This is a genomic window from Paraburkholderia monticola (assembly GCF_001580545.1).
GTDB classification, from domain to species: Bacteria; Pseudomonadota; Gammaproteobacteria; order Burkholderiales; family Burkholderiaceae; genus Paraburkholderia; species Paraburkholderia monticola.
In genome coordinates this window covers 80,782-98,690 of record NZ_LRBG01000035.1, presented here as the reverse complement: position 1 = coordinate 98,690, position 17,909 = coordinate 80,782, and the positions used below count along the sequence as shown (strand labels likewise).

General features: G+C 65.0%; 19 protein-coding genes. 8 read left to right on the top strand and 11 right to left on the bottom strand.

What is annotated here, in order from left to right; translation table 11 throughout:
• Positions 1-21 precede the first annotated feature (21 nt).
• Positions 22-789, bottom strand: coding sequence for a transporter substrate-binding domain-containing protein (locus CI15_RS21275; protein ID WP_062130612.1), 768 nt, complete (start codon positions 787-789; stop codon positions 22-24).
• 115 nt (positions 790-904) lie between these two features.
• Here CI15_RS21275 and CI15_RS21270 point away from each other — a divergent pair, with 115 nt between their 5' ends.
• Positions 905-1,825 (top strand): LysR family transcriptional regulator, encoded by a 921-nt coding sequence (locus CI15_RS21270; protein ID WP_062130610.1) that lies wholly within the window; start codon positions 905-907, stop codon positions 1,823-1,825.
• A 15-nt stretch (positions 1,826-1,840) separates the two neighbouring features.
• On the opposite strand, the gene lysA is transcribed toward CI15_RS21270, so the two are convergent.
• The gene (gene lysA / locus CI15_RS21265) at positions 1,841-3,097 is read right to left on the bottom strand and encodes a diaminopimelate decarboxylase (RefSeq protein WP_062130608.1); all 1,257 of its coding nucleotides are present in this window, start codon (positions 3,095-3,097) and stop codon (positions 1,841-1,843) included.
• A gap of 116 nt (positions 3,098-3,213) precedes the next feature.
• On the opposite strand from lysA, the gene CI15_RS21260 reads away from it, so the two are divergent.
• On the top strand, positions 3,214-4,152 hold the full coding sequence (locus CI15_RS21260; RefSeq protein WP_062130606.1) for a LysR family transcriptional regulator: 939 nt from the start codon (positions 3,214-3,216) through the stop codon (positions 4,150-4,152).
• Positions 4,153-4,334: 182 nt separating this feature from the next.
• Positions 4,335-5,189: an oxidoreductase gene (locus tag CI15_RS21255; protein WP_062130604.1), complete on the top strand. Its 855-nt coding sequence runs from the start codon at positions 4,335-4,337 to the stop codon at positions 5,187-5,189.
• Positions 5,190-5,222: 33 nt separating this feature from the next.
• Here the strand turns inward: CI15_RS21255 and CI15_RS35590 are convergent, their stop codons facing one another.
• From CI15_RS35590 to CI15_RS21225, 6 genes are all read right to left on the bottom strand, one after another.
• Positions 5,223-5,648 carry a rubredoxin gene (locus CI15_RS35590; protein WP_075643751.1) on the bottom strand — a complete coding sequence of 142 codons (426 nt, stop codon included), beginning with the start codon at positions 5,646-5,648 and terminating at the stop codon, positions 5,223-5,225.
• A 71-nt stretch (positions 5,649-5,719) separates the two neighbouring features.
• Entirely contained in the window at positions 5,720-5,845 is a 126-nt protein-coding gene (locus tag CI15_RS38065; RefSeq protein WP_277621044.1) for a hypothetical protein, read from the bottom strand.
• A gap of 225 nt (positions 5,846-6,070) precedes the next feature.
• Positions 6,071-7,321, bottom strand: a complete 1,251-nt coding sequence (locus CI15_RS21240) for an aromatic ring-hydroxylating oxygenase subunit alpha (protein ID WP_062130601.1) — start codon at positions 7,319-7,321, stop codon at positions 6,071-6,073.
• A gap of 256 nt (positions 7,322-7,577) precedes the next feature.
• Complete coding sequence (locus CI15_RS21235; protein ID WP_062130600.1) at positions 7,578-9,029, bottom strand: glycosyltransferase family 2 protein; 1,452 nt, start codon at positions 9,027-9,029, stop codon at positions 7,578-7,580.
• Positions 9,026-9,625: a cytochrome b gene (locus CI15_RS21230; RefSeq protein WP_062130599.1), complete on the bottom strand. Its 600-nt coding sequence runs from the start codon at positions 9,623-9,625 to the stop codon at positions 9,026-9,028. Before CI15_RS21230 ends, CI15_RS21235 begins: the two co-directional genes overlap by 4 nt.
• Positions 9,626-9,731: 106 nt before the next feature.
• The gene (locus CI15_RS21225) at positions 9,732-10,682 is read right to left on the bottom strand and encodes a LysR family transcriptional regulator (RefSeq protein WP_062131620.1); all 951 of its coding nucleotides are present in this window, start codon (positions 10,680-10,682) and stop codon (positions 9,732-9,734) included.
• 179 nt (positions 10,683-10,861) lie between these two features.
• Here CI15_RS21225 and CI15_RS21220 point away from each other — a divergent pair, with 179 nt between their 5' ends.
• Complete coding sequence (locus tag CI15_RS21220) at positions 10,862-11,845, top strand: aldo/keto reductase (protein WP_062130598.1); 984 nt, start codon at positions 10,862-10,864, stop codon at positions 11,843-11,845.
• A 21-nt stretch (positions 11,846-11,866) separates the two neighbouring features.
• Here CI15_RS21220 and CI15_RS21215 read toward each other — a convergent pair whose 3' ends face one another.
• Positions 11,867-12,478, bottom strand: coding sequence for a TetR/AcrR family transcriptional regulator (locus tag CI15_RS21215; protein ID WP_241495887.1), 612 nt, complete (start codon positions 12,476-12,478; stop codon positions 11,867-11,869).
• A gap of 143 nt (positions 12,479-12,621) precedes the next feature.
• Here CI15_RS21215 and CI15_RS21210 point away from each other — a divergent pair, with 143 nt between their 5' ends.
• On the top strand, positions 12,622-13,266 hold the full coding sequence (locus CI15_RS21210; RefSeq protein WP_062130596.1) for a glutathione S-transferase C-terminal domain-containing protein: 645 nt from the start codon (positions 12,622-12,624) through the stop codon (positions 13,264-13,266).
• A 12-nt stretch (positions 13,267-13,278) separates the two neighbouring features.
• Here CI15_RS21210 and CI15_RS21205 read toward each other — a convergent pair whose 3' ends face one another.
• Positions 13,279-14,163, bottom strand: coding sequence for a LysR family transcriptional regulator (locus CI15_RS21205; RefSeq protein ID WP_062130593.1), 885 nt, complete (start codon positions 14,161-14,163; stop codon positions 13,279-13,281).
• 123 nt (positions 14,164-14,286) lie between these two features.
• Between CI15_RS21205 and CI15_RS37155 the strand changes: the two genes are divergently transcribed.
• Both CI15_RS37155 and CI15_RS21195 read left to right on the top strand, forming a co-directional pair.
• Positions 14,287-14,571, top strand: coding sequence for a hypothetical protein (locus CI15_RS37155; RefSeq protein ID WP_062130591.1), 285 nt, complete (start codon positions 14,287-14,289; stop codon positions 14,569-14,571).
• A gap of 228 nt (positions 14,572-14,799) precedes the next feature.
• A complete protein-coding gene (locus CI15_RS21195; RefSeq protein ID WP_062130589.1) occupies positions 14,800-16,062 on the top strand; it encodes a multidrug effflux MFS transporter in 1,263 nt (420 codons plus the stop codon).
• Between the two features lie 87 nt (positions 16,063-16,149).
• Here the strand turns inward: CI15_RS21195 and CI15_RS21190 are convergent, their stop codons facing one another.
• A complete protein-coding gene (locus CI15_RS21190; RefSeq protein WP_062130586.1) occupies positions 16,150-16,869 on the bottom strand; it encodes an SDR family oxidoreductase in 720 nt (239 codons plus the stop codon).
• An 82-nt stretch (positions 16,870-16,951) separates the two neighbouring features.
• Here CI15_RS21190 and CI15_RS21185 point away from each other — a divergent pair, with 82 nt between their 5' ends.
• A complete protein-coding gene (locus CI15_RS21185; RefSeq protein WP_062130584.1) occupies positions 16,952-17,887 on the top strand; it encodes a LysR family transcriptional regulator in 936 nt (311 codons plus the stop codon).
• The last annotated feature ends 22 nt before the right edge of the window (positions 17,888-17,909 follow it).

The following is a 17,909-nucleotide window of genomic DNA, read 5'->3' as shown; positions in this document are numbered from 1 at the left end:
AGATAACGTTGGGAATCGGGATCAATTGCCGTACGGATCGAAGTCGAAGTACTTCTTCGCGATCTGCGCATACGTGCCGTCCTTGCGCATCGACGCGATCGCCGCGTTGATCGATGCCTGCACTTCTGTCTCGTCCTTGCGCAAGCCGATGCCGACACCACGATCGCCCATCGACAGCGGCTCGCCGACAAACGCGAAGCCCTTGCCCGCCGGCGTGCGCAGGAAGCCGTAATCCGCCTCGACCGTGCCGAGCAAGGCGCCGTCGAGCCGCCCGTTCTGCAGATCGGCGAACACTTCGTCCTGGCTCTTGTAGGCGACCACGTTCGCGCCGAGCGGCGTCCAGTTCTTCAGCGCGTAGCTCTCGAACTGCGTACCCGACTGCACCCCGATCTGCTTGCCGGCCAATCCGGCGGCAGTCGGCGCGAGCGGCGAGCCTTGCCGCGCGATCAGCCGCGATTTGAACTGGAACAGCTTCGACGAAAACAGAATCTGCTGCTCGCGCTTCTCGGTGATCGCCATCGAAGACAGAATCGCGTCGATCTTGCGCGCCTGCAGCGCCGGAATCATGCCCGAAAACTCGAGTTCGACCCATTGGCAATGCGCGTGGATGCGCCGGCAAATCTCGTTGCCGAGATCGACGTCGAAGCCCTTGAGACTGCCGTCGGGCGCCTTCGAGTCCATCGGCGGATAGGTCGGGTCGATGCCGAGGCGCAGCGTGGAGGCGTCAGCGGCGAACGCGCCGCTGCTGAAAGCCAGCGCGGCGCAGAGAATCATCAGCGGAGTTTTCATGGAAGGCGGACGGTGAACGGATGAGGACAGTGTCATCGTAAGCGGCCGTGGCGCCTCAAAGAAGTCCCTTTCGGACTATCATGATCACTTTTACCGATCACCGGGCTCCGCGATCATGGCGTTGACGATTTCCCAGCTGCGCGCGTTCACGGCGGTCGCCGAGCACGGCAGCATTCGCGCGGCCTCGCGCGCGCTCGGCATCGCGCAGAGCGGCATCACGCAGCAGTTGCAGAACCTCGAAGCGATGCTCGGCGCGACGCTGTTCACGCGCACGAATCGCGGCATCGCGCTGACCGCGCTGGGCCAGCGGCTGCTACAGCGGGCCGGCGCGATCCTCGGCGAATGCGAGCGTGCCGAAGAGGAGGTGCGGCAGTTGCGCGGCGACTACGTCGGCGAGGTCACGTTCGGCATGACGACCGAGCCGCTCATTGACGCGTTCGCGCCCGTGCTGATGGAGTTTCGCGCGCGTTTCGAGCGCGTCGCAGTGCATCTGCGCACGGGCACCTCGCGCATGATGATTTCGTGGATCCGCGAAGGCACGCTCGATTTCGCGGTCGCGCTCGTGTCGAAGCGGACCGATACCGCCGATCTGTCCGTCACGCCGCTCTATCCGTCCGACCCGGTGATCGTGTGCCGACGCGGTCATCCGAAGGCGCGTGCGAAATCGCTGGCGGAACTCGTCGATTGCACGTGGGTGACGACGCGCTCGCCGAATCTGACCGAGGAGCCGCACGCCAACCGCTTGAGCCATCTGTTCGAGAGCCACGGCTTGCCGCCGCCGAAGATCGTCGCGACGGTCGAGGGCTTGTATGAGACGCTGCATCTGGTCGGCGCGACCGATTGCCTGTCGCTCGAAGCGTCGGTCGTCGCAAAGCGCGGGCCGTTCGCGGACGTGCTGACGACGATTCCGGTGCGCGAACACGCGTTGCAGCAGAACGTCTGTCTGCTGCAACGCGCGGCGATTCCGCTGACGCCGGCCGCGCAGGAGTTCGCGACGATGATCGCGTCGTATATGCGCACGGTGCGCGCGCGCTGAGCGTCCGCGCGCCGCTCAAGCCGCTGTTTCTTCGAGCGCGAGCAATTCTTCGATGCGCTGCCTGCGCCGGATCAGGCGCGCATTGCCATGCTCGATCAGCACCTCGGGCGCGAGCGGCCGGCTGTTGTAGTTCGATGACATCGACGCGCCATACGCACCGGCGTCATGAAACACGATCCAGTCGCCCACTTGCGGCGCAGGCATCGATCGGCTCGTGACGACGCCGCCTTCGGTCTGCGTGAATACGTCGCCGGCCTCGCACAACGGCCCCGCCACGCTGAACGAGCCGAGCGGCGCAGCGCTCGGCGTGCCGTCGGACCGCAGCACGCTGATCTCGTGATAGCTGCCGTAGAACGACGGCCGCACGAGGTCGTTGAAGCCCGCGTCGATCAGCGCGAATTGCCGCGACGGTCGCCGGCTCAGCGCGTGCACTTCGGCGACGAGCACGCCCGACTGCGCGACCAGAAAGCGCCCCGGTTCGATTTCGAGCCGCACACGATGTCCGACGCACGCCTCGATGCGCCGCCGCGCGTCGTCCCACAGCTGGAAATAATGCCCGGTGTCGACGCTCGGCTCGCCATCGCGATACGGCACCGACAAACCACCCCCCGCCGAAATCGCTTCGATATCGCAATCGAGTTCGGAAACCGCATCGACCATCGCATCGCAAACGCTCGCGAGATGCGCGTAGTCGACCCCGGAGCCGATATGCATGTGCAGCCCGACCAGCTTCAGCCGATAGCGCCGCACCAGTTCCAGCGCGCGCGGCAGGTCGTCGCGCCAGATGCCGTGCTTGCTGTGCTCGCCGCCGGTGTTGGTCTTGTTGCTGTGGCCGTGACCGAAGCCCGGGTTGATGCGCAGCCACACGCGATGGCCTTCGCGCGCATGTCGTCCGAGCCGTTCGAGCATGTGGAGCGAGCCGGCGTTGACCGTGATCCGCTGGTCGAGCACGGTGGCGAGCGTCGCGTGATCGAGCACGTCGGCGGTAAAGACGACACCTTCGGGCGCATCGTTCGACTCGGGCTGAGCCGCAAATCCCGCGGCGAAACTGCGTGCGAGTTCGCCCAAGGAGACCGCATCGACCATCACGCCTTCGTCGCGCATCAGCTTCAGGATGTGCACGTTCGAACAAGCCTTCTGCGCGTAGCGAATCGTGTCGAAACTGCGCAACTGCGCGATGCGCTGGCGGATCGCGTCGGCGTCATAGACCCATAACGGCGTGCCGTACTGGCGCGCGAGGTCGGCGAGTTGATGGGGGCTGAATGGGGTCATGATCGGCTGCAGGTCGAAGCGTGGCGAAAGCGATAGTCGACATGATGGGCTGGAGCTGTCATTCAGTAAAATACCAATTTGTCGTCCATCTATTCACTTCTGATATAGGCCAGATCATGGCGCTCACGCACCGGCACATCGAAGTCTTCCGCGCACTGATGACGGCCGGCAGCGTCACCAAGGCCGCCGAAATGCTGTTCACGTCGCAGCCCACCGTGAGCCGCGAACTCGCGCGCATGGAGCAAAGCATCGGCTTCGCGTTGTTCGAGCGGGTGCAGGGCCGGCTGCGTCCCACGCAAGCCGCGCTGACGCTGTTCGATGAAATCCGGCGCGCGTATGCCGGGCTCGAACGGGTCGCGTCGACGGCGGCCGCGCTGCGCGAATTCAAGGGCGGCCAGTTGTCCGTCATCGCGCTGCCGGTGTTTTCGCATTCGATCCTGCCGGGCGCCGTCAAACGCTTTCACGACGCACAGCCAGGCGTCAGCGTGTCGATTGCGACGCAGGAGTCGCCGTTTCTCGAAGAATGGCTGACCGCGCAACGCTACGACCTCGGCCTCACCGAACACGACGCGCCGCCGCCCGGCACGCGGCTCACGCCGCTCGTCGCCGTCGATGAAGTGTGCGTGCTGCCGGACGGCCACCCGCTGCTCGCGAAACGCGTGATCGCGTTGAAGGACTTCGCCGATCAGCCATTCATCAGCCTGTCCGCGAACGATCCTTACCGGCTCCAGATCGACGAAGCGTTCACGGGGGCCGGCATCGCGCGTCGACTGCTGATCGAAACGCCGACCGCGGTGTCGGTGTGCAGCTTCGTGCGGCAAGGGCTCGGCATCGCGATCGTCAATCCGCTGACCGCCGTCGATTTCGCGGGCCGCAATCTGCATATCCGGCCGCTCGCGTTGTCGCTGCCGTTTCGCGTCAGCGTGATCCGTCCCGACCACCGGCCCGCGCATCCACTCGCGGACGCGTTCGTCGGCGCGCTGCAAAGCGAAGCCGCCGCGCTGCGATTACAATTAAAAAGCCATACCGGCCCCAGGCGGTCATCGCAGTCGTAGCAATTTCGGCGGCATCCCTCTTCACTGTCCAAACCATCCGCTACTCAGGCCGGGCACGCTGCTAGCTAACATCACCTGCATACCGATTGCCGACGCGCCGCGCGTTCGCGCCGCTTCGGAGCGCTGTTTTTAGCGCCGTTTTCGAGTCTTCACGTCATAGACCTTCAACAGGAGTGTTCCAAATGATGAATCGAGACAATCCCGTCTGGCTGATCACAGGCTGTTCCACCGGCTTCGGCCGCGAGCTCGCGAAGCTCGTGCTCGAACGCGGCTGGCGCGCGGTCGTCACCGCGCGCGATGTATCGAAAGTGAAGGACATCGCCGAGGCGCACGGCGAGCGCGCGCTGGCGCTACCGCTCGACGTGACGAATCGCGAGCAGATAGACACCGTGGTCGCGCAGGCGAAGCGCCATTTCGGCCGCATCGACGCGCTCGTGAACAACGCGGGCTACGGCTACCTGGCCGCGATCGAGGAAGGTGAGGACAGCGAAGTCCGCGCGATGTTCGAGACCAATGTGTTCGGCCTCGTCGACATCACGAAGGCCGTGCTGCCGATCATGCGCGAGCAGCGCAGCGGTTTGATCGTCAACGTGTCGTCGATCGGCGGGATTACGAGTTTCGCGGCGACCGGCTACTACCATGCGACGAAGTACGCGGTCGAGGGGTTGTCGGAGTCGCTCGCGCTCGAGGTGAAGCCGCTTGGCATCGACGTGTTGATCGTCGAGCCGGGGCCGTTCCGCACCAACTGGGCGGGGCCGTCGATCAAGCAGTCGGCGACGCTGATCGACGATTACGCGTCGACCGCCGGCGAGCGCCGCAAGCAGACCGAAGCGCGCAGCGGCAAGCAGGCCGGCGACCCGGTGCGCGCTGCCCAGGCGATCATCGATGCGGCGTTGTCGGACGCACCGCCGCTACGTCTGTTGCTCGGCAAGATCGCGCTCGATCTCGCCTACAAGAAGCTCGATTTCCTGCGCGGCGATTTCGACACCTGGCGAGCGACGACCGAGGGAGCGGATTTTCCGGAAGGAACCGCGTAAAGCAGGGCTGCCCGGCGAGTCCGGGCGCGTCGCTCAGAACTCCACCAGCGCAAAATCTTCCTTGCCCACATCGCACAGCGGGCAGCGCCAGTCGGCCGGCACATCGGCCCAGCGCGTGCCCGGCGCGATGCCCTCGTCCGGCAAGCCGGCGGCTTCGTCGTAGACCCAGCCGCAGATCACGCAGACCCATTGCTTGAAGTCGTCGGCCGCGGCGCTGATCGCGGCCGGCGCCGCCGCGCTCGCGCCGGCATCGGCCGCGTCCGTACGCGCCGTCGCATCGAGGCTCACGACGAGCGGCGCGACCGTGCCGCTGCCGGTCCCCGCGAGCCGCGCCTGCAGGCTGACGAGCAGACGCTGCGCTTCGTCGTGGGTCAGATCGATCCAGTACGGATCGCCGGCGCCGTCGTTGAGTCGCTCGGGGGAAAACTGGATCTCTACGGCTACGCCCTTCTTGTACATGGCTATCGGATTCTCGGGAAGGCCGGCGCCGCGCGCCGGCGTAAGGCTGCCCGCGCGCGGCGGGCGGTGCTTCAGCGCGCCTGGATCAGCAAATTCAGCGCGATCGAGGCGAGCAAGCCAGCGCCGCCGATGAGGCCAAGCAATTGCAGCAAAGTGAGGGATTTACGCGAGTTGGTGGGGGTTTGTTGCGTGGTCACGAGCGTGTCTTGAAGTTCGGAAAAAGCGCAATGGTACACGGGTGCGGACGCGCCGAATGTCGATTGGCTCAAACTCGCGTGCGATAAAAGTACCGGCCGTTATTATCGCCGCTCGCGCGCGCCGCATTGTCTACCGTGAGGAGATGGACTAATTCCCGGCGAGGGGGAACGCCAGCGCGGGGTAGCGCGCACTGCGCGGCGCCGGTCGAAACCCCCGCGCCGCGCTCAGGTCTTCGCGCGCGGATTGCCGTGACGCGGATCGAGGAAGCGGATCACCGCCGTATCGCCGGTCCCCGCGCCGACCACCTGATCCGGTGCGCCGCATTCGCGCAGCAGCGCGCGCAAATCGTTGATGACCGGGAATACCTCGTGATTCCAGTCGGCGCCCTGCGAGTCGTGCGCGCGCTGTTCCGCCTCGACGATCTCGCGATCCTCCTTGAAGATGCGCTCGGTAAACCACACGAGCAGCGGCCACGCCAGATTCATCACGCCCGGAATGCCGGGCTTGCGGATCGATAGCAGGCCGAACGTCCGGTTGGTGCGCTGCTCGCGATCGAGCGGCACATAGACGATCCACAAGTCCATGACCAGCGTCTGCTCGACGTTACGGATTTGCAAGGTCTGATACGGGTATTCGGTGCGGATCGTCATCACGTCTTTGTGGTTGAACCCTCCGGTCTTGCGCCGCTCGCCGAACACCATCGCCTCGCCTATCGGCTGCTGGCCCTCCATTCGCGCAAACGTGTAGTCGACCTCGACCCAGCCCTCGCCGCGCCGCCGCCCGAGCGAACGCGCACGCATCTGCCCCATCTGGCGGCGATGCAGGAACTGGTGATTCATGTCCATCAGGTTCTCGTGCATGAACGAATAATGGCAGTGGACCGGGCGGCCGAAGCGACGTGTCTTGTACTTCGGGTCCGACACTGAGCGAAAGTCCGGCAGAGGCCGCTGTGCCGCGAGCGCGGCGTCGCCCGGAAACACGAAGATCAGTCCCTCGACTTCATGACAAGGATATGAACGCACGCCGTTCGGTAGACGCTCGCGGCCGAGGTACGGCACATCGATGCACGAGCCCGAGCAGTCGTAGGTCCAGCCGTGATAGCCACAGCGAATCGATTCGCCGTCGACCACGCCCTGGTGCAACGGCACCTGCCGATGCGCGCAGCGATCTTCCAGTGCGAACACCTTGCCGCTCTCGGTGCGCGCGAGCACGATCGGATCGCCGGCAAAGGTGACGCCGAGCGTCTTGCCGCGCTTCACTTCATGCGACCACGCGAGCGGATACCAATGATCTGGATGAATGGCGACGCGGCGCAGATCGCGCACGGGCGCGTCGTGAGTGGCATGATCCGGCGCGTGCGAGCCGGTTTGCGATGCGGGAGAAGCGGGATCCTGCGACGTCGCCTCGAGAGGCGCCGTGGCAAGCGTTGCGTCGGCGATATCTTGTTCTTGTCCGAGCGGGGGAACAGCATGCATAGATCAAGCCTCCGTGCACGAGCGGATAGAAGGTTGCCGCCCGGTATGACCGGGTGGCATCTTCACCAGTCTACTTGAAGCGGCCACCGCCTGGTGCTGCCGGCGGCATGCGTACGGTGGCGCGGCACACGTTGCACGGGCATGCGCGCATCACCGTGTAGAGATGTCTTTACCACGCGCACATTACGGAATGATTTGCCCCGCTCGTCGACCCGCTCGTTGGCCCACCGCTTAGTCCGATTGCAGTGCCGATCCCTCAGCCCTCATCGCCTGCGACGAATCCCGAGCGCCGCTTCACGCCCCATGCGCGGCCGCCGCGCAGAAAGTACAGCCAGCCGAGCGCCGCGCCCAGATGACGCACGAGCTGGAATGAGAATGGTTCGGCGACGGCCGCGAGCATCGCCATGCCGAGACTGTTGCCGCTCCGCTCGCCGGTCCAACGCCGGTACAGATGGATGCTCCACAGGTAGAACGCCAGATCGATCGCCGTTTTCAGGCCGATCACGCCGAAAATCGACACGACGATCGCACCGTGGCCGCCGAACAGAAAACCGAGCAGCAACGCAAACGCGGTGAGGCCGTAGATCGGCTGCATCGTGTCGACCGCCTTGACCGGCAGCATCAGCATGCCGAGCGTGCCGTAGCGCGGATTGCCGGTCATGTCGCGGTTCCAGTACTGCGTCTGCAGGAAGCCCGCGAACCAGCGGCGGCGCTGGCGCAGGAAGCTCGCGAGCGTGTCGGGCGCATCGGTGCGCGCATGCGCCGCGCCGACCACGCGGACGTCCCAGCCGAGCTTGTGGTCGACCGAATAGCGGCGCAGCCGGTGAATCAGCTCGTAGTCTTCGACCAGACACTGCGGATCGAAGCCGCCGACAGCGACGAGCGCATCGCGCCGGAACGACGCGAACGCGCCGGAGATCAGCAGCAGACTGTCCGCGCGCATCCACGCGAAACGCGCGATGAAGTTGCGCATGTACTCGTAAGTCTGGAACCACTGGAACACGCGGCCCGACAGCGATTTGCCGCAGACCGGCACGAGGATGCCCGCCGCCGCGACGAGTTGCGGGTCGCTCGCGAACGCGGCGCGCATCGCGTAGGTGGCGTCGTCGTCGAGCAGGGTGTCGGCGTCGACGGTCATCACGGTGTCGGTCGTCATGACCGTGATCGCGGCGTTCAACGCGCGCGCCTTGCCGCCGTGCGGGACGCGTAGCCAGAACAGATTCGGATGCAACGAGCTCGGCGCGCTCAGCACGCCTTCTGCGGCGGGCGTGAGGCCGAAGCGCTGCGTGAGCAGCTCGGCGGTCGTGTCGGTGGAGCCGTCGTCGGCGATCACGATCTGCGCCGGGCCGTGCGTTTGCCGCAGCAGCGCGGCAAGCGTGACCGGCAACACGGCCGCCTCGTTATGCGAGGCGACGATGACGCCCATGTCCGGCAGCTCGCGCCGTTCATAGTCGGCTTCGAGCGGCGGCGCACGGCGCCTGAGCGGCAACGACTTCCACGTGACGAATGCAAGCAGCAACGTGTCGTAGACGATATAGGCAATCCCGGTCGACCACGCGAACGCGCCGCGCAAAAAGAATGCGCGCGCAAACAGCAGCGCCCACAGCACGACGACGCTCGAATGGATCAACGTGCTCGATAGCGTCCCGCGACGCGGCAAGATGCGCGGCGACGCGAGAGCGAATGCCTGTTCGAGGGTCTTCTTCACGGCGTCATGCGCTTGAGCACCGACTTGCGATCGAGCCATTCATGCTTGAGCGCGCCGCCGATATGCATCGCCAGCAATGCGTAGAGTGCATAGCCGAGCCACGTATGCAACGCGCCGAAGCGATCGTGCAAGCTCTCTTTCAGCGTCGGATCGAGGTGCATCACATAGCCGATGCGCGGCCACTGGAACAGGCCGAACCACTGCATCGGATGCGTGGCCGCGTCTTTCCATGCGGAATCATGCAGCCAGCCGGAGAGCGGCAACGCGATCATCAGTAAATACAGCGCGAAGTGCGCGAGGTGAGCGGCAATCTTTTCCCACGACGGAAACTCGCGCGGCAATGGCGGCGGCTTGTGCGACACGCGCCACAGAATGCGCAGCAGCGCGAGCCCGAGCACCGTGATGCCGATCGACTTGTGCGTGTCGATCACCGGACGTACCCAGTCGTCGGGCAGCGAATCAGCGGATAGACCGAGCGCGACGTTGACGATCATCAGCAACGCAATCAACCAGTGCAGCGTGATTGCGGTGCGGGTGTAGCGCGGTGGGCGAATTGCATCTTTCGAATCGGTCAGGGAGTCCGCTCGGGTGTTCATGGGTATTCCGTTCGCGAAGGCGATGATTGCTGCGAAAGCTGTTTGAAAATCGGCGCTACCGGTATCAGGCTAACGCCCAAGTGTGCCGTTTTATTCCGTAAAGCGCTTAAGGCGCGTGTTTCAGTTTGTTTCGAGCGTCTTTGCCTCGCTCGTCGCTCAACTGCCGCTCGCCCCACGCGCGCACCGCATCGGCGAACAGACGCAGCGCCGTGGGTGGATGACGGTTGGCCGGGTAGTAAAGGCACAAGCCCGCGAACGTCGGGCTCCACTCCGGCAACAGCTGCACGAGCCTCGCGCTGTCGATATGTTCGGCCACATGGTCGAGTGGCACCCAGGCAATGCCGATGCCGGCCAAGGCCGCTTCGACCATCAGGTTCAGATTGCCGAGCGTCATCGGCCCGTCGACGTCGATACTCGCGCTCTTGCCGCGATGCGTGAGGTCCCAGCGGTACAGCGTGCCGCTTTCGAAGCGAAAGCGGATGCAACGGTGCTGCATGAGATCGTGCGGGGCCTTCGGTGCGGGATGACGCGCCAGATACTCGGGCGACGCGACCGCGACGAGACGCATGTCGCGGCCGAAGCGGACCGCGATCATGTCGCGCGGCACGTCCTCGAGCACGCGAATGCCCGCATCGAGCCCTTCGGCGACGATGTCGACGAGTCTCGAATCGACGACGAACTCGACGTGAATCTCCGGATAGCGCGCGAAGAAATCCGCCAACACGTGCCGCACGAGCTGTTTCGCGGATGCCTCCGACGCGCTGATGCGGATCGTGCCCGACGGCCGGTTGCGCGCGGCCGTGACTTCGCCGACCGCGTCGTCGAGGTCCGCGAGCGCAGGACGCACGCGCCGTAGCAACTGCTCACCGGCTTCCGTCAATGCGACCGAGCGCGTGGTCCGATTGAAGAGCCGCACGTCGAGGCGCGACTCCATGTTGCGCATCGCGTGACTCAACGCCGACGGCGATAGCCCGAGCACGCGCGCGGCCGCGCTGAAGCTGTGCTGCTCGGCGATCGTGATGAAGGCGGTCAGTTCGGCAAGGCCCGCGCGCGGCAGTCGGGAATTCGGCATTTGTGAATTTTATTCAATACCCCATGCAAGTATAGAGATATTGTTGAGTCGCGCACAGCAACCTAAACTCGCTTCAAGTGCCATGCCTTGCGTGGCTCGTCCCGCATCCCAAGCGTCGTGGTCCCGGCAGCGGCCGGGGCACGGCGCGTCAACTGGAGCATCGTATGCAAACACGTCAACTCGGCAAAAGCGGCCTCGAAGTATCCGCGCTCGGCCTCGGCTGCATGGGCCTGAGCTTCGGCTACGGCCCCGCCACGGAAAAATCGGCCGGCATCCAGCTGATTCGCTCGGCTTTCGAACGCGGCGTCACGTTCTTCGATACCGCGGAAGCCTATGGTCCGTTCGTGAACGAGGAGCTGGTCGGCGAGGCGGTCGCGCCGTTTCGCGATCAGGTGGTGATCGCGACCAAGTTCGGCTTTGGGGACGGCGACACGAAAAAGCCGCTCGACAGCCGCCCGGAAAACATTCGCGCCGTCACGGAAGCCGCGCTCAAGCGCCTGAAAACCGACCACATCGATCTGCTCTATCAGCATCGCGTCGATCCGAACGTGCCGATCGAGGACGTCGCGGGTGCGGTGAAAGATCTGATCGCCGCGGGCAAGGTCGGGCATTTCGGCTTGTCCGAAGCGGGCGTGGAGTCGATCCGCCGCGCGCACGCGGTCCAGCCCGTCGCGGCGCTGCAAAGCGAGTATTCGTTGTGGTGGCGCGAGCCCGAAACGAGCGTGCTGCCGACGCTCGAAGAACTCGGCATCGGCTTCGTGCCGTTCAGCCCGCTCGGCAAGGGCTTTCTGACCGGCGCGATCGACGAACGCACGACCTTCGACAAGAGCGATTTCCGCAATATCGTGCCGCGCTTCTCGGAGGAAAACCGCAAGGCCAATACAGCGCTCGTCGACGTGCTCGGCCGGATCGCGGAAGGCAAAGGCACGACCCGCGCGCAGATCGCGCTTGCGTGGCTGCTCGCGCAGAAGCCGTGGATCGTACCGATTCCCGGGACGACGAAGCTGCCGCGCCTCGAAGAGAATATCGACGCCGCGAGCGTCGTGCTGACGCACGCCGATCTCGCCGATATCGAAGCGGCGCTCGAGCGGATCAAGGTGACGGGCGAGCGCTATCCGGCGCATCTCCAGCAGTTCGTCAACCGCTAGGCGGCGCTGGGTGGCGGCGCTTTAGTCGTGAGACTTTTTGCGCCGCTTTTTGGCTGATGTCTTCGCCGGTGTTTCGGCTGGCGTCCCGCAGATCATTGCGACACCAGCCTGCGCCGTCGCGAGCAGCGACTCGCGCGAGTCGCCCGCGCGCGAGCGCAGCGCCAGACTGTGCAGAATCGCCGATGCGACTTTGGCGAGCAGCGCCGGACTCGCGGCCGCATCGAGTTCGCCTTGTGCTTGCGCGCGTTCGAGCCGACGCTCGAACTCGGCGTCGAACGTGGCGAGGCCGTGTGCGAGCTTGCCGCGCACTTCCTCATCCGCTCTCGACTCCACCGCCGCCGTACCGATCAGAAAACACCCGCGCGGCACCTCGCCGCGCGGAAAGTAAAGCGCCAGCGCACCTTCGTACACGGCGAGCAACGCATCGGCGAGTGGCCGATCGCCATGCAGCGCGGCTTGCATCTCGTCACGGCCAAGCGCGATGTAGCGATCGAGCGTGTCGAGATACAACGCGTGCTTGTCGCCGAAGGCGCCATACAGGCTCGGCCGGTTCATGCCGGTCGCCTCGCTCAACGCATCGAGCGAGGTGCCCGAATAGCCGCCATGCCAGAACGCGTCGCGCGCATCGTTCATCGCCTGATGCGAATCGTAGTTGCGCGGTCGTCCGCGTGGACGTTTTTCAGGTTTTGTACTGGTATGCATAAAATTCTCTGGCGTCGTCGATTTTTGTTCACTATAGTACAAAAACACTGACACCGACGACCGGAGGTAACAGCATGGAGCTTTATTTTTCGCCGCTCGCTTGTTCGCTCGCCACGCGTATTTCGCTTTACGAGGCCGGAGCCGAGGCACGTTTTATCGAAGTCGACACGAAATCGAAGCGGCTGCGCGACGGCTCCGATTTCTATCCGATCAATCCGCTGGGCCAGGTACCCGTCCTGCGTACCGATGACGGCTGGCTGCTGAGAGAAAACACCGCGATCCTGCCGTATGTCGCTGACGCATTTCCGGCAGCCGCGCTCGCGCCGCAGCCCGGCACGGCCGAACGCGCGAAATTGCAGGAATGGCTAGGGTTCATCAGCACCGAGTTGCATAAGGCCGTGTTCGTGCCGTTGCTCGATCCGTTCGCGCCCGCCGACGTTCATGCCTATACGCGCAAAAAGGTAGCGCTGCGATTGGATCTGCTCGAGCAACACTTGCGCGATCGCGAGTTCCTGCTGGAGCGGTTTTCGGTGGCGGATGCTTATCTGGTTCCTGTGCTGACCTGGGCGCGCTATGCCGGCGTCGAGCTTGCTCAGTGGCCCTCCGTTCAGCAGTATTACGAACGGCTCACGCGCAGGGCGTCCGTTGCAAAAGCGTTGGCGGAAGAGAACGTGCTTTATGGCGAGGAGTTGGAGAGACGGAAAGCGGCAGCGACCTAGCACCTGTTCGCGCTAGTTCAATCGCAAACTCCGCAATACATCCAGCACATGCTGCGTCGGACGCTCCACCGTGCCCGCGCGATAGGCCAGACCCAACTGCCGCCATAGCGCCGGGCGCAGCGCGCGCGTGACGATGCGCGCATCGGCCGCCGCGCCGCTCGTTTCCTGCGGCAGCAGCGCGGCGCCGTATCCCGCGGCCACGAGGCTCTTGATCGCCTCCGTATAGTTGAGCTGGATGCGCGGCGTAGGGTGCTGCCCCGCCGCGCTGAACCATTCCGTCGTCAAACGGGAAAGCCGCGTGCTGGCGTCGCTGAGGATCAGCGGCTTCGCGGCGATCCATTGCGGCGTGATGCGCGCCGGACACGTCCAGCCTGCCGGCATGAACGCAACGACAGGATCGCGGCGCCATTTTTCGATCGCTAGCCCACGTATCGGCGATTGCGGCAGTGCCACGATGCCCACGTCGAGCGATTCCTCCGCGAGCCGCGTCAACGTTTCCTGCGAAGTCAGCACGGCGATTTGCACATCGATTCCGGGATGCTCCGTGGCCAGCCGTTCCAACGCCCGCGGCAACAGATTCGCGATGGCCGCGGTGGAAGCGCCGAGCCGAACGCGTCCACCGAGCCCTTCGACCTGTCTCCGTACGTCTTCCAGGGCCTGCTCGGCACCGGTCAACAACTGACGCGCATAGGCCACGAGTGTCTCGCCGATCGCCGAGGCTCGCACCTGACCGCGTTTGCGTGACAGCAGCGGCGCGCCGACACGGCTCTCGAGATCCGCGATGTGCAGACTGACAGTGGGCGGGGCGAGATGCAGAACGCGCGCGGCCTCGGCGAAGGAGCCGAGGTCTGCGACTACAACGAGGGTGCGCAAGCGGTCGAGACTGATCTCTCTCATCGGAATGGCGTCGCTCAGAAAAACTGAATCAGGTGGTCAGCAAACTCAACTTTTCCAATCTTACGTGCGGATGGAAGATGGTGGCGGAGGATTTTTCAACGCGGACTATCGGGGGCCATCGGCATGAACTCATCTTCGACACGGCGTTGCGAGTCGCAGCAGGCTTCGCATCGGCTGGACACGATCTCGGACGACGCCAGGTCGTTACTGCTCGGGCTCGTGTTCACGGGCGTCGTGCTGGCCTTCGCCGTCATGGCGATGATCTGGACGGCGTCTCAGCCCCCGCTGAAGGGCAAAGACTGCTCCGGTCGAATCGCAAACGACACCCATGCGAGTTTCGTTGCGTTCTTCCAGGATCCGGCGGATCAGGGCGCATTGCTGCAGGCGATCGAGGACTGCGCGAAATAAGCGAGGTTGCTGCGCGTTAGCGACACCTTCGGCTCTATCCGCCCATTCGCCTACCCGCGGACCACCTCCGCGGGCGACACCATTCCACACCCCCACCAGGGAAAATCCCACTCCCCGCCAGACCACGGGCACAATACGCGGCGATAATGCCGGCGCGTCCCCGTCTTTTCCGTTCGACATCCGAACGCATCGATGCCCGCGCCGCCAGGATTCCCTTTCGATGCACCCATGACCCACGCTACCGCCGACCACCCCGCTTCCACCGCCTCCGCCCCGAACTCACCGCGCTTCCTGCTGTTCCTGGTTTGCCTGTTCGCGTCCGCCGGGCAGCTCGCCATCGACATCTACGTGCCCGCGCTGCCCGCGATGGCGCGCTACTTCGGCACCTCGCCACAGGCGATCCAGACGAGCGTCACCGGCTACATGGCCGCGTACGCGTTCGGGCAGCTGGTCTTCGGCCCGATCGCCGACGCATACGGCCGCAAGCGCGTGCTCGCGTTCGGCCTGACGATCTACACGATCGGTTGTCTGCTGTCGCTCGCGGCGCCGAATCTGGAGACCTTCATCCTCGCCCGCGCGCTGCAGGGCTTCGGCATCGCGAGCACGAACCTGCTCGCGAAGGCGATCATCACCGATTCGTTCGCGGGCCAGGCGTTGCTGCATGCGTTCACGTACATGTCGATCGCGTGGGGGCTCGCGCCGATCATCGCGCCGGTGATCGGCGCGCATCTGCAAACGGCCTTCGGCTGGCGCGCGTGCCTCGTGTTCCTGCTGATCTATTCGCTGGTGATGTGGGCGCTGCTGTGGCGTTATCGCGAGACCTTGCCCAAGCCCGTGCATCTCGAACCGCGCACCCTCGCCGTCAACGCCCGCAAAGTGCTCGCGAGCCCCGTGTTCCAGAGCTGCTTTCTCGCGCAGGGCCTGTGCTACAGCATCCTGCTCGTGTTCAACATCGTCGGGCCGTTCATGGTCCAGACCACACTGCACAAGCCGCCGACCTTCTTCGGCTACCTCGCGCTCGGCATCGGCATGATGTACTTCCTCGGCGGGCTGTCGAATCGCCTGCACGGTCCGGGTCTGCCGAGCGCCGAGCAACGTCTGCGCATTGGCGCGCGGCTGATGGCGGCCGCGTCGATCGCGATGCTGCTGCTCGCGCTGACGGTCGGCCTGCGCGTGTGGACACTCGCGACGCCCGTGCTCGTGATGGGTTTCTGCGCCGGCGCGATGTATCCGACGCTGATGGCGAAGGGCAACTCGCTGTTCCCGCACATCGCGGGTCTGACGAGCGCGATTCTCGGTTGCGCGCTGCTGCTGGTGTCGTCGGCGATGATGGGCCTTGCCGGCTTCGTGTCGGTGCAGGTGCTCACGCCGCTCGCGCTGTTCTTCGTCGTTCTCGCGTTCGTCGTCGTGCTGATGGTGACGAAGCTGCTGCGCCATCTCGCGCAGGTGCAGCCCGCGGGTGCGGTGCCTGCCGGCCGCGAGGCCGCCTGAGCATGAACCCGCGCTGGGCCGTGCGCCCACGCGCGGGGCGATGAACGAGCGGGCGAAGCGCGGTTGCAGCATTCCCGCCCTGCTGCTTCACAGCAGCCGCAGTCCCCCATCACATTCGATCACCGCCCCCGTCATGAACGTGTTCTCCAGCAGAAACTGCAGCGCGTGCGCGACATCGTCGGCCTGGCCGACGCGCCGCGCCGGTAAGGTTTCGCTCTGCTGACGGAACAGCTCGCTCTTCACGCTCGCGGGAAACCTGTCCCACCACGGCGTATCGATCACACCCGGCGATACCGCATTCACCCGCAACGGCGCTAGCTCGCGCGCCAGCGTGCCGATCATGCTTTCGAGCGCGCCGTTGATCGCGCCCAGGCCCGCTGTGCCCGGATTCGCGATGCGTGCCGAAATCGCGGTCAGAAACGTCAGGCTGCCGTCACGGCGCAGCGTGGGCAGCGCGGTCTGCGCCGCTTCGAGCTGCGGCCAGAACTTGGCCTCGAAACCGCGTCGCAGCGCCGCCAGATCGAGCTCCGCAAACGGCCCCGCGCCCTCGCCGCCGGACAGCGTCATCACCAGATGATCGATCCGGCCGAGCCGGCCAAAGAAGCGTTCCAGCGCCGCGCGATCGGTGCAATCGAGCGCCTCACCCGTCACCTGTCCCGCGATGCCGCCCAACGCATCGTCGAGTTTGGCGCGGTCGCGCCCGACCGCGACGACGCTCGCGCCGGCAGCGGCCAGCCGCATCACCGTGGCGAGCCCGATACCCGACGAGCCGCCCAGCACCACGACCTTCTGATTTTGCCAGTCCATGTCATTGCTCCTGAGAGTGAACGGAAGACCCCGTGGCAGTAGAATGCGCGTTGCGTGCCTATCACTCAAATCGTTTAATGTCATGGCCAACATCATTGAAAATGATTTTCGGCGCTTCGACCTGAACCTTCTGCTGACCTTCCGCGCGCTGCTGGAAGAGCGCAGCGTCACGCGTGCCGCGCAGCGGCTGTTTCTCGGTCAGCCGGCCGTCAGCGGCGCGCTGAAGCGCTTGCGCGAAACGTTCGGAGACGAGTTGTTCGTGCGCACGCCGCAAGGCATGACGCCGACGCCGCGCGCGCTCGAACTCGCGCGGCAGATCGAGCCGTTTCTGCAATCGCTGCATCAGGCGCTCACGCAGCCGTCCGTCTTCGATCCGGCACGCGCGCAGCGCGTCTTCCGCATCGGCCTCAGCGATTCGCTCGAATTGCTGTTGATGCCGGACATCATGGCGCGTCTCGCCGACACAGCGCCCGGCGTGAAGCTGATCGCGCGCTCCACCGATTCGACGCGCGCCGCCGCGATGCTCGACGAGGGCGCGATCGAACTGGCGGTCGGCGTCTTCCGCGAGTGCGTGCCGTGGCAGCGACGCTTGCCGCTGTTTGCATGGCGCTTCGTGAGCGTCTACAACCCGCGGCTCGTCAGGACGCGCCGCAAGCATCTGTCGATGGACGAGTTTCTGAAACACCGCCACGTGCTGACTTCGTTCAGTGCCGAGCTGCACGGCTTCATCGATGAACGGCTCGAGATGCAGGGACTGAAGCGCGAGGTCGTGTTTTCGAGTTCGAACTTCGCGACGAGTCCGTTCATCGTGCAACGCACTGCGGCAATCGCGACGGTGCCGGAGTTCATCGGCCGCGTGTGGCGCGATGCGCTCGGTCTCGCGATGAGTCCGCTACCGTTCGACGTGCCGGGCTACGAAGTTTCGTTGATGTGGACGGCCGCTCACGACCAGGATCCGGCGCTGGCGTGGCTGAAGCGCGAATTTGCCGACGCGTTCGGCACCGGTGAAAGCGTTTAGCGCGCAGCGTCCCGATCGCGAC